This is a genomic window from Thermithiobacillus tepidarius DSM 3134 (genome assembly GCF_000423825.1).
GTDB lineage: Bacteria > Pseudomonadota > Gammaproteobacteria > Acidithiobacillales > Thermithiobacillaceae > Thermithiobacillus > Thermithiobacillus tepidarius.
On record NZ_AUIS01000010.1, the window covers coordinates 83,553 to 94,884 of the forward strand.

Here is an 11,332-nt window from a genome sequence, read left to right on the forward strand (position 1 = left end):
CGTGATTCGTGATTCGTGATTCGTGATTCGTGATTCGTGATTCGTGATTCGTGATTCGTGATTCGTGATTCGTGCGCGAGTGTGGCGCGGCCCGCGCCGCCGCGCAAGCCGTTTCACCATTCACGTTTCACTGCCCGTCGCGCTTGTCCATCTCGATCAGGGCATAGGCCGAGTGGTTGTGGATGGATTCGAAGTTCTCGGACTCGACGATGAACCAGTCCACCCGGTCGTCGGCCTTGAGCTGGGCGGCGACGTCGCGGACCATGTCCTCGACGAACTTGGGGTGGTCGTAGGCGTATTCGGTCACGTACTTCTCGTCCGGGCGCTTCAAGAGGCCATAGAGCTGGCTGGAGGCCTGCCCTTCCACCAGGTCGATGAGTTCCTCCACCCAGATCCACTGGTTGGCCTTGACCTGCACGGTCACGTGGGAGCGCTGGTTGTGGGCGCCGTACTGGGAGATGCTCTTGGAGCACGGGCACAGGCTGGTGACGGGCACCAGCACCTTGATGGTCTGCTCGTAGTGGTCGCCGGTGGACTCGCCGACGAAGGCCACGTCGTAGTCCATCAGGCTTTCCACGCCGGTGACCGGCGCCTTCTTCATGACGAAGTAGGGAAAGCTCATCTCCAGATGGGCAGATTCCGCATCCAGGCGGGTGCGCATTTCCAGCAGGATGTCCTTGAACGACTCCACCGAGATCTCGCGGGTGTGGGCGTTCAGGATCTCCACGAAGCGCGACATGTGCGTGCCCTTGAAGTTGTGCGGCAGGTGCACGTACATGTTGAAGTTGGCGATGGTGTGCTGGTGGCCCTCGCTGCGGTCGCGCACGCGCACCGGATGGCGGATGTTCTTGATCCCCACCTTGTCGATGGCGATGGCGCGGGCATCGGCCCGGCCCTGGACGTCTTCGATCTGTTCAGCGGCACAATCTCTCATGGCAATTCCTTGATCTTCCTGCACTGGAGCCGCGGCTACGCCCCGAGGGCAATAGCCGAGCACAACAGTCGGATATTACAGCGCCAGGTTCTTGGGAACAAGGCTGTGGGTTTGCTTCAGCGCCTGGGCGGCGCGGACGATGCCGTCGCGGTCCAGGCCCAGCGCCGCCAGCTGCGCGGCCGCATCGCCCTGCTCGACGAAATGGTCGGGCAGGCCCAGCAGCGCCAAGGGCAGCTGACAGCCGCGGGCGGCCAGGCACTCGGCCACGGCACTGCCGGCGCCGCCGGCCACGGCATTCTCCTCCACCGTGATCAGGAACTGGTGCCGTTCCGCTATTTCTTGGACCAGCGCCTCATCCAATGGTTTGACGAAGCGCATGTTGACCACGGTGGCGTCGAGAACCTCGCCGGCGGCCAAGGCGGCGGCGACGCGGCTGCCGAAGGCCAGGATGGCGGTCTCGCGGCCGCGCCGCAGCACTTCGCCGCGGCCGAGGGGCAGCGCCCGCAGCTCGGCATCCAGGGCGACGCCGTGGCCGCTGCCGCGCGGGTAGCGCACCACCGCCGGGCCGTCGTGGCGATAGCCGGTGTACAGCATGTGGCGCAGCTCGTTCTCGTCCTTGGGCGCCATGATCACCAGATCCGGGATGCAGCGCAGATAGGAGAAATCGAAGCTGCCCTGATGGGTGGCGCCGTCGGCGCCCACCAGGCCGGCGCGGTCCACGGCGAGCAGCACCGGCAGCTTCTGGATGGCGATGTCGTGGACGAGCTGGTCGTAGGCGCGCTGCAGGAAGGTGGAGTAGATGGCCACCACCGGGCGCATGCCCTCGGCGGCCAGGCCGGCGGCGAAGGTCAGCGCATGCTGCTCGGCGATGCCCACGTCGAAGTATTGGGCCGGGAAGCGCTCGGAGAAGGCGACCATGCCCGAGCCCTCGCGCATGGCCGGGGTGATGCCCACCAGTTGCGCATCCCGCGCCGCCATCTCGCAGAGCCAGTCGCCGAAGACCTGGGTGTAGCTGGGCGCGCCGCCGGGCTTTTTCTCCATCTTGCCGGTGCCGAGGTCGAAGGCGGTGACGCCGTGATAGACGCACGGGTCCGCTTCGGCCGGCGCATAGCCCTTGCCCTTCTTGGTGATGACGTGCAGCAGGCGCGGGCCGGAGATGCGCTTGAGGTTCTCCAGGGTGGCCAGCAGGGCGTCCAGGTCGTGGCCGTCGATGGGCCCGTAGTAGGTGAAGCCCAGCTCCTCGAAAAGGGTGCCCGGGGTCACCATGCCTTTGACGTGCTCCTCCGCGCGCCGCGCCAGCTCGTGGATGGGCGGCAGGATCTTCAGGGTGCGGTCGGCGCCCTGGCGCACCGAGTTGTAGAGGCGGCTCGACAGCAGCTTGGCTAGATAGCTGGAAAATGCACCCACATTGGGCGAGATGGACATTTCGTTGTCGTTCAGCACCACCAGGAGATCGGCGTCCAGGCTGCCGGCGTTGTTCAGGGCCTCGAAGGCCATGCCGGCGGTCATGGCACCGTCGCCGATCACCGCCACCACCTCGCGCTTGATGCCGGCGCGCTGGGCCGCCACCGCCATCCCCAGGGCCGCGCTGATGGAGGTGCTGGAGTGGCCGACACCGAAGGTGTCGTAGGGGCTCTCGTCGCGCTTGGGAAAGCCGGACAGGCCGCCCTGCCGGCGCAGGGTAGGGAAGCGGTCGCGGCGGCCGGTCAGGATCTTGTGGGGATAGCTCTGATGGCCCACGTCCCAGACCAGGCGGTCGCCGGGGGTGTTGAAGACGTAGTGCAGGGCGATGGTCAGCTCCACCGTGCCCAGCCCGGCCGACAGATGCCCGCCGGTGCGCGACACGCTCTCGATCAGGAAGGCGCGCAGCTCGTCGGCCAGCGCGGCCAGGGACCGGCGCGGCAGGGCCCGGAGATCCTGCGGATCGTTGATCTGTTCGAGCAGAGTGTAGCTCACTGCCGGCGCTCGACGATCAGATGGGCCAGGGCGCGCAGGTGATCGGCGCGACCGTCGAAATCGGCGAGGGCGGCCAAGGCGTCGTCGCACAAGCGCCGGGCCAGGGCCTTGGCCTCCGCCAAGCCGAGCAGCGACACGTAGCTCGGCTTGTTGCGGGCGCGGTCGGCGCCGTTCTGCTTGCCCATGACGGCGGTCTCGCCCTCCTCGTCCAGGATGTCGTCCTGCACCTGGAAGGCGAGGCCGATGTTGTCCGCGTAATGCAGCAGCCGCTCGTGGACCTCGCCGGCGGCGACGCCCGCCGCCAGGGCACCGAGCTGCACGCTGGCGCGGATGAGCATGCCGGTCTTGTGGATGTGCATGCTTTCCAGGGCCGGCAGGGACAAGGTGTGGCCCACGGCGGCCAGATCGATGGCCTGCCCGCCCACCATGCCGCGCGAGCCGGCCGCCAGGGCCAGAGCCGCGACCATGCGCAGGCGCAGGGCGGCATCCAGCTCCCAGTCGTCGGCCAGCACCTGGAAGGCCAGGGCCTGCAGGGCGTCGCCCGCCAGAATGGCGGTGGCCTCGTCGTACTGCTTGTGGCAGGTCGGCTGGCCGCGGCGCAGGTCGTCGTCGTCCATGGCCGGCAGATCGTCATGCACCAGGGAATAGGCGTGGATCAGCTCCACCGCGCAGGCCGGCCGATCCAGCAGCGCGGGCGCCGCCTCCAGCACGTGGCCGGTGGCGTAGACCAGCAGGGGCCGCAGGCGCTTGCCGCCGCCGAGGGTGCTGTAACGCATGGCTTGGTGCAGGCGGGCGGGCAGGCAGTCGGACGGGGGCAGCAATTGGCCGAGGACGCCCTCCACCCGCTGGCGGGCGTCTTCGGCGAACTGCGCGAAATCGGCATCTGAAGGCATGGGGGCACCTGTGGGACGGCGGATCAGGCGCCTGACGGATCGGGCTTGAAAGGCGCCAGGACCGGACCATCCGGGCCCTGCAGCAACTGCTCCACGCTCTGCTCGGCGCTTTGCAGGCTCTGCTCGCAGATGCGCGCCAGGGTGACGCCGCGCTCGAAATCCGCGAGGGCGTCGGCCAGGGATTGCTGCCCCTGCTCCAGGCGCTGCACGATGCCCTCCAGCTCCGCCAACGCTTTTTCGAACTCGGCGGGCGAAGCGTCGGTGCTGGGATCGGGGTTGGATTTCGGGGATCTAGACACGCTGCCTATCCTGAAATGAATTGGTGTAAGCTTATCGCAATTGCCCACGCCGCTTCAAACGGCGGCGAGTCCCGCACGCGGAGAACCCCATGGCCGACACCCGTACCCTGCTGGAGAAGCACCACGGCGGCGCGCATTTCCACGATCTCATGGTGGAAACGAGCCGGGGCCGCTTCAGTCCCGAGTTCTGGCGCTTCTGGGACGCCCATGCCGCGCCGATCCTGCCGGCGCGACCGCGCCTGCTCGACCTGGGCACGGGTCCGGGCCTGCTCCTGGACGCCTGGGCCGAACGTTATCCGGGCGGCGAGTTCATCGGCGTGGACGTGATGCCCTACATGCTCGACAACGCCCGCCGGCGCTTCGCCGAGCAGCCGGCGGTGCGGCTGCTGGCCGCCGACCTGCACGACCCGCAGCTGCCCCTGGCTGCCGGCTCGGTGGACGCGGCCTCGTGCGTGGTGGTCTTCCACGAAATGGTGCAGCCCATCCGCCTGCTGCAGCGCCTGCACGGCTGGCTCAAGCCCGGCGGGCGCCTGATCCTGGTGGACTGGGTCCGGGCCGGCATCCGCGATTACTTCGATCCGGTCACGGTCGAGGCCCTCTTCCGCCCCAACGCGGCGCCCGACCTGCTGGCCGACCGCATGACGCATTTTTTCGAGCACAACCGCTACAGCCCCGACGACATCGCCTGGCTGCTGGAGCACACCGGCTTCCGCGTCCTGGGCCAGGAAACCTACCATGAGGCGCGCTTCGTGCGCATGGCCGCGGAGCGGGCGTGAGCTCGCCGCGCGCGTGCCCGCTCCGGCTTGCCAAGCCCGCCACCCGATGCTAACTTCCGCCCACGCACGGTGCTTCCGCACCGCGCCGCAACGACAGCACGTTTGAATCCATAGAGAAAGCACTCAGCGCACCTGCACCCGGACCGAATCCATGAGCATTTCACCCGAGCTTCTGGAAGAAAAGCTGAACGCCCTGCGGGCGACTTTCCTGCGGCAGCTGGCCGAGAAGATGGCCCTGATCGAACAATGCTGGCCCGCGGTCCAGCGCGCGGCCGACGCACAGGCGCTGCACGATCTGTATCACGCCGTGCACAGCCTCAGCGGCTCGAGCGGCGCCCTGGGCTTTGCGGCAGTGAGCGAAGCGGCACAAAGGTTGGATGGATTCCTGCGCCCGCTGGTGCAAAATGCCACCTTGTTGTCCGCCCAGCACATCCAGCACATCGCTCCTCTCCTGGAAGACCTGAAAAAGGCAGCCGGGGCACACGTTCAGCCTTAGCACAAGGGCTGAGCGCCCGCCGGCCCGGCTTGGCGTCTTGACCAGCCGGCGCACGGGAGGGTTGCGGCGCCAGACACGGAAAAGGCATGTCCACGCGTATCCTGGTCATCGAAGACGATCCCATCAATCTGGAATTGATGGACTTTCTCCTGCGCACGGTGGGCTACGTTCCCAGCTTGGCCCGTGACGGCGTGGAGGGCCTGGCCGTGGCCCGGCGCGACCGTCCCGACCTCATCGTGTCGGACATTCTCATGCCCAACATGGACGGCTATGAGGTGGCGCGGCGCATCCGCAGCGACCCAGAGCTGCGCCGGACGCCGCTGCTGGCGGTCACGGCGCTGGCCATGGCCGGCGACAAGGAAAAGATCCTCGAAGCCGGCTTCGACGGCTACATCTCCAAGCCTCTCAACATCCAGAACTTCGTCGCGCAGATCCGTGCCTTCCTGGAACGCTGAAGCGCCCGCCTGGGCGCTTCAGCGCTTGCGGCGCCGGGCCGGTCTCCGCCCGGCGGCCGCCCGCTCCGCCGCCTCTGCCGCGCCAACGCCGGGCACCGCCGCGGGCAACGTGAAACGGAAGACCGCCCCCTGGCCGGGACCGGGGCTGGCGGCCGTGATGCGGCCGCCGTGGGATTCGACCAAGGCCTTGCAGATGCACAGCCCCAGACCGGTTCCGCCGGCTTGGCGGGTGGAACTCATGTCCAGCTGGTGGAAGGGCGAAAAAAGGCGCGGCAGGTCCTCGGCGGCGATGCCAATGCCGTCGTCGCGCACCTCCGTCACCAGCTCGCCGCCCTGCAAAAAGGCGCACAGCTGCACGGTGCCGCCGGCGGGCGTGAACTTGATGGCGTTGTCCAGCAGATTGGTCAGCAACTGGACGGTGCGCGATTCATCGCAGTGCGCCAAGAGGGCGGGCTGCAGCTCCGCCCGCAGGGTGATCCGCTTCTGCTCCGCCAGCGGCCGCAGGGCCTCGAGCACGCTCATGGCCAGGGGCACGTACTCGGTCGGCCTCGGCGCCAGCTCGAACTTGCCGGACTGCATCTTGGTGAAATCGAGCAGGTCGTTGACCAGCAGGAGCATGCGCCGGGAGCCGCTGAGGATGTTCTGCAGGCAGCCATGCTGCTGCTCGCTCAGGGGGCCGGCCATCTCCTCTCCCAAGATGGAGGCAAAGCCCATGATGTAGTTGAGCGGCGTGCGCAGCTCGTGGCTGATGACCGACAGGAACTCGCCCTTGAGCCTGTCCACCTGCTGCAGGTGCGCGATCTGCTCGCGTTGCAGGCGCTCGTTTTCCACCCGGTCGGACACTTCGAGCGTGAAGATCAGCACCCCTTCGATCTGCCCGTCCTCGCCTAGCACCGGATAAAAGGTGATGTCCCAATAGCAGGTGCGGTCGCCCGCCGGCGCCGCGAAGGGCATGTTCAGGCACCGGCAGGACTCGCCGCTGGCCAGCACCTGCAGCAACTGGGCCTGCATCTGCTGCTCGTCGCCCAGGGGCAGCTCGACGGCCGGCCGGCCGAGCAGCGCTTCCTGGGACAGGCCGAGCAGGCGGGCAAATTCGGGGTTGGCCAGCCGGTAGGTCAAATGCTGGTCCAGATAGGCGATGCCGGCGGGCGCGTTGTCGACCACGCGCTCGACGAAGCGCTTCTGGATGACGAGTTCGCGGGTGCGCTGCACGACTTCCGCCTCGATCCGCCGGTTCTGGTCGAGCAGCGCCTCCCGCGCCCGGATACGGTCGTCGATGTCCGTGCAGGTGCCCAGCCAGGCGACGATGCGCCCGTCCGCGTCCTGTTCCGGCAGGACCTGGATCAGATGCCAGCGGTAGCTCTGGTCGGCCGCGCGCCGGAGGCGCCCCTCCACTTCCAGCGCCGCACCGGCCTCGGCCGCCCGCCGCCAATGCGCCAAGTAGCGCTGCAGATCCTCGGGATGAAAGGCGGACTCCCAGGCGGCGGCATCGCATTGCGCGCGCGCCAAACCGGTGTAGTCGAACCAACGCTCGTTGAAGTAGCTGAAGGTGCCGTCCGGCCGGGCCGTCCAAACGATTTGCGGAATGGCGTCCGCCAGGTTGCGGTAGCGCTGCTGGCTGGCCCGTTCGAGCGCCGCCAACTGCCGTTCCTGCTCGCGCCGCTCGGCCTGGCGCAGCAGTTCGGCCTGTTGCCTGATCTGCTCGTTCTTGAGGAAGAGCTCGATGAAGACGGCGACCTTCGACTTCAGCACATCCGGGTTGAAGGGCTTGAACAGGTAGTCGACCGCGCCCACCGAGTAGCCCTTGAAGACGAAATGGGCATCCTTGCTGATGGCGGTCAGGAAAACGATGGGAATGTGGCGGCTCTTCTCGCGCTCCTTGATCAGCCGGGCCGTCTCGAAACCGTTCATGCCGGGCATCTGCACGTCCAGCAGGATGACGGCGAACTCATGCTTGAGCAGATGCTTCAGGGCCTCCTCGCCCGAGGAGGCCCGGATCAGGTTGTGGCCGAGACCGTCCAGGATCGCCTCCAGCGCCAGGAGGTTTTCCGGCCGGTCATCCACCAGCAGGATGTTGGCCTTCCGATTCATATGCGTCGCGCCGGGCTCAGGTTCAGGCCACCTTTACCCAGGCCCGCATGAGGGCCAGGAGCTGGTCCGTGTCCACCGGCTTGGTGATGTAGTCGGAAGCACCGGCGTCGATGCACTTTTCCCGGTCGCCGGGCATGGCCTTGGCGGTCAGCGCGATGATAGGCAGGTCGCGGAAGGCCGGGATCGCCCGGATCGCCCGCATGGTCTCGTAGCCGTCCATCTCGGGCATCATCACGTCCATCAGGATCAGGTCGATGTCCGGGTTGGCTTCGAGGGTGTCGATGCCGTCCCTGCCGTTTTCGGCATAGAGGATCTCGATGTCGTGATTCTCCAGCACGCTCGCCAGGGCGAAAATGTTGCGCGCGTCGTCATCGACCACCAGGACCTTGCGGCCCGACAGGGACACCGCCGTGGCGGCCGCATCGACCACCGGCGCCGGCCCGGCGGCGCGGCGCATGCACAGGGCCGCCTCGCTCAACAGGCGCTCCGCCGAGTCGGCGTCCTTGATGATAATGGAGTCCGCCAGCTCGCGCAGCTGCCGCTCCTCTTCGGGCGTCAGGTCCTTGCTGGTGTAGATGACCACCGGCAAGTTGCGCAGCCCCATCTCGTTCTTCAGCCGCGCCAGCAGCTCGGCGCCGCTCATGTCGGGCAGCATCAGGTCCAGCACCATGCAGTCGTAGGAACGGGTGCTGAGCTCGGCCAGCGCGTCCATCCCGCAGCTGAACGCCGCGGCCTGCACCCCTTCGCCGGTGAAGAACTCCATGATGCTCTCGCGCTGGATGTCGTTGTCCTCCACCACCAGCACGCTCTTGACCTCGCGCTCCAGCAGGCAGGCGATGTGGTTGAAGACGCCCTCGAGCACTTCGCGGCTGACGGGCTTTTGCAGGTATGCCACGGCCCCGAGGGACGACTCGCAGAGATCCCGGTCCACCACCGAGATGACGTGCACCGGGATGTGGCGGGTGTGGGGATGGCTCTTCAGCCGCTCCAGCACCGCCCAGCCGTCGAGCACGGGCATCTTGAGATCCAGGGTGATGGCATCGGGCCGGTAGCGGTGCGCCAGCGCCAGGCCGCTCTCGCCGTCCAGGGCGACCAGGCCCTTGAAGCCGTTTTCCCGGGCCATGCCGAGCAGAATGCGGGCGAAGTTGGGATCGTTCTCGATGATGAGAAAGACCCGGTCGCCGGGCTGGATCTGCTCACGGTCGTCCGCGATGTCCATGGCAGGCATGGCATCGTACTCCGCTTCCAGCACGGCCGACACCAGGGTGGCGGCTTCCGTCTCAGCCGACGCATGCGCGGCCCCGCTCGCGGCGGCCGTGTCGATGCCTTGGTAGATCTGGGGCAGGTACAGGGTAAAGGTGCTGCCGCGGCCGGGCACGCTGTCGATGTGGATCTCGCCGCCCAGCAGGCGCGCCAGCTCGCGGCTGATGGTCAGACCGAGGCCGGTGCCGCCGTATTTGCGGCTGGTGGTGCCGTCGGCCTGCTGGAAGGCCTCGAAGATCAGCCGCTGCTTGCTCTTGGGAATGCCGATACCGGTATCGCTGACGGAGAAGGCCAGCACGTTCTCGCTGCGCCGCAGGACCTCGTTGTCGAACTTGACGCCCGGCTCGGCGCGGCTGACGTGCAGCACCACCTGCCCCGCCTCGGTGAATTTGAAGGCATTGGAGAGCAGGTTGCGCAGGATCTGCTGCATGCGCTGGGCGTCGGTGTACACGGCGCGGGGCAGATCGGGCTCCAGCTGCACGGCGAAGCGCAGCCCCTTCTGCTGGGCCATCTGCCGGAAGCCGCGCTCCATGCTGTCACCCACTTCCTGCAGGGGGAGCTGGGTGACTTCCACGCCCATCTTGCCGGATTCGACCTTGGACAGGTCCAGGATCTCGTTGATCAGCGCCAGGAGGTCGTGGCCGGAAGAATAGATGGTGTTGGCGAACTCCACCTGCTTCTCGCTGAGGTTGCCGTCCCGGTTCTCGGCCAGGAGCTTGGCCAGGATCATCAGACTGTTGAGCGGCGTGCGCAGCTCGTGGGACATGTTGGCCAGGAATTCGGACTTGTACTTGGAGATGAGCGACAGCTGCTCGGCCTTCTCCTCCAGCGACAGGCTCGCCAGCTCGACCTCCTTGTTCTTGATTTCGAGCAGGGTGGCCTTGTCCTCCAGCTCCTTGGCCTGGGCCTCCAGCTCCACGTTGGAGCGCTGCAGCTCCTGCAGCAGCTCCTCGGTGCGCATGTTGGCCTTGATCATATTGAGCACCACGCCGATGCTTTCCATGAGCTGGTCGAGGAAGATCTGGTGGATGTCGCTGAAGGGCTGGAAGGAGGCCAGCTCGATCACCGCCTTGACCCGGCCTTCGAAGGGCACCGGCAGCACGATGATGTTGAGGGGGGCCGCCTCGCCCAGGCCGCTGTTGATCTGGATGTAGTCGCTCGGCACCTTGGTCAGCAGAATGCTCTGGTTTTCCAGGGCGCACTGGCCGACCAGGCCTTCGCCGAGGCGGAAGCTGTTGCTGACGTGCTTGCGCTCCTTGTAGGCGTAGCTGGCGATGAGCTTCAGCGCCGGCTGCTCGTCCTCCGCGTCCATGACGAAGAAGGCGCCATGATGGGCGGACACCAGCGGCGTCAGCTCGGACATGATCAGGCGGGAGACCGCGGCCAGATCCTTCTGGCCTTGCATCATGCGCGAGAACTTGGCCAGGTTGGTCTTCAGCCAGTCCTGCTCCATGTTCTTCTGGGTGGTGTCCTTAAGGTTGCCAATCATGTGATTGATGTTGTCCTTAAGTTCCGCCACCTCGCCCTGGGCTTCCACGGTGATGGAGCGGGTGAGATCGCCCTTGGTCACCGCGGTCGCCACGTCGGCGATGGCGCGCACCTGGGCGGTCAAATTGCCGGCCAACTGGTTCACGTTGTCGGTGAGATCCTTCCAGGTGCCGGCGGCGCCCGGCACCTTGGCCTGGCCGCCCAGCTTGCCCTCGATGCCCACCTCGCGGGCCACCGTGGTGACCTGCTCGGCGAAGATGCTCAGGGTTTCGGTCATGCTGTTGATGGTGTCGGCCAGCGCGGCGATCTCGCCCTTGGCCTCGAAGGCCAGCTTCTGCTTGAGGTCGCCGTTGGCCACCGCGGTCACCACGCGGGCGATGCCGCGCACCTGGGCGGTCAGGTTGCTGGCCATGAAGTTCACGTTGTCGGTGAGATCCTTCCAGGTGCCGGAGACGCCCTTCACTTCCGCCTGGCCGCCCAGCTTGCCCTCGGTGCCCACCTCGCGCGCCACGCGCGTCACTTCCGAGGCAAAGGAGCTCAACTGATCCACCATGGTGTTGATGGTGTCCTTGAGCTCGAGAATCTCGCCCTTCACGTCTACGGTGATCTTCTGCGAGAGATCGCCGTTGGCCACCGCGGTGGTCACCTTGGCGATGTTGCGCACCTGATCGGTGAGGTTGC

General features: G+C 66.8%; 9 protein-coding genes. 3 read left to right on the plus strand and 6 right to left on the minus strand.

Translation table 11 applies throughout. The annotated features are described in order from the left end of the window. Window positions 1-127 precede the first annotated feature (127 nt). The 4 genes from folE2 to G579_RS0107180 form a co-directional block, all read right to left on the minus strand. Window positions 128-934 (minus strand): GTP cyclohydrolase FolE2, encoded by an 807-nt coding sequence (folE2, locus tag G579_RS0107165; protein WP_028989634.1) that lies wholly within the window; start codon window positions 932-934, stop codon window positions 128-130. Window positions 935-1,009: 75 nt separating this feature from the next. Further along, complete coding sequence (dxs, locus tag G579_RS0107170) at window positions 1,010-2,890, minus strand: 1-deoxy-D-xylulose-5-phosphate synthase (protein ID WP_028989635.1); 1,881 nt, start codon at window positions 2,888-2,890, stop codon at window positions 1,010-1,012. Then, window positions 2,887-3,783: a (2E,6E)-farnesyl diphosphate synthase gene (ispA, locus tag G579_RS0107175; protein ID WP_028989636.1), complete on the minus strand. Its 897-nt coding sequence runs from the start codon at window positions 3,781-3,783 to the stop codon at window positions 2,887-2,889. Before ispA ends, dxs begins: the two co-directional genes overlap by 4 nt. A 23-nt stretch (window positions 3,784-3,806) precedes the next feature. Further along, on the minus strand, window positions 3,807-4,082 hold the full coding sequence (locus G579_RS0107180; protein ID WP_051181084.1) for an exodeoxyribonuclease VII small subunit: 276 nt from the start codon (window positions 4,080-4,082) through the stop codon (window positions 3,807-3,809). An 89-nt stretch (window positions 4,083-4,171) separates the two neighbouring features. On the opposite strand from G579_RS0107180, the gene G579_RS0107185 reads away from it, so the two are divergent. The 3 genes from G579_RS0107185 (at window position 4,172) to G579_RS0107195 (ending at window position 5,809) form a co-directional block, all read left to right on the plus strand. Next, window positions 4,172-4,858, plus strand: coding sequence for a class I SAM-dependent methyltransferase (locus tag G579_RS0107185; RefSeq protein WP_028989638.1), 687 nt, complete (start codon window positions 4,172-4,174; stop codon window positions 4,856-4,858). A 151-nt stretch (window positions 4,859-5,009) separates the two neighbouring features. Continuing rightward, window positions 5,010-5,354: an Hpt domain-containing protein gene (locus tag G579_RS0107190; protein WP_028989639.1), complete on the plus strand. Its 345-nt coding sequence runs from the start codon at window positions 5,010-5,012 to the stop codon at window positions 5,352-5,354. Window positions 5,355-5,440: 86 nt separating this feature from the next. Then, complete coding sequence (locus tag G579_RS0107195; protein ID WP_028989640.1) at window positions 5,441-5,809, plus strand: response regulator; 369 nt, start codon at window positions 5,441-5,443, stop codon at window positions 5,807-5,809. Between the two features lie 18 nt (window positions 5,810-5,827). On the opposite strand, the gene G579_RS18215 is transcribed toward G579_RS0107195, so the two are convergent. Together G579_RS18215 and G579_RS0107205 are read right to left on the minus strand one after the other, a co-directional pair. Next, window positions 5,828-7,900, minus strand: a complete 2,073-nt coding sequence (locus G579_RS18215) for a hybrid sensor histidine kinase/response regulator (RefSeq protein WP_028989641.1) — start codon at window positions 7,898-7,900, stop codon at window positions 5,828-5,830. Between the two features lie 22 nt (window positions 7,901-7,922). Beyond that, window positions 7,923-11,332 (minus strand): response regulator (locus tag G579_RS0107205; protein WP_028989642.1); only part of this gene is annotated, 3,410 nt, incomplete at its 5' end.

Coding starts and splice junctions, on each gene's coding strand:
- folE2 (WP_028989634.1), bottom strand. CDS start 934: ATGAGAGATTGTGCCGCTGAACAGATCGAAGACGTCCAGGGCCGGGCC.
- ispA (WP_028989636.1), bottom strand. CDS start 3,783: ATGCCTTCAGATGCCGATTTCGCGCAGTTCGCCGAAGACGCCCGCCAG.
- G579_RS0107195 (WP_028989640.1), top strand. CDS start 5,441: ATGTCCACGCGTATCCTGGTCATCGAAGACGATCCCATCAATCTGGAA.
- G579_RS0107185 (WP_028989638.1), top strand. CDS start 4,172: ATGGCCGACACCCGTACCCTGCTGGAGAAGCACCACGGCGGCGCGCAT.
- G579_RS18215 (WP_028989641.1), bottom strand. CDS start 7,900: ATGAATCGGAAGGCCAACATCCTGCTGGTGGATGACCGGCCGGAAAAC.
- G579_RS0107190 (WP_028989639.1), top strand. CDS start 5,010: ATGAGCATTTCACCCGAGCTTCTGGAAGAAAAGCTGAACGCCCTGCGG.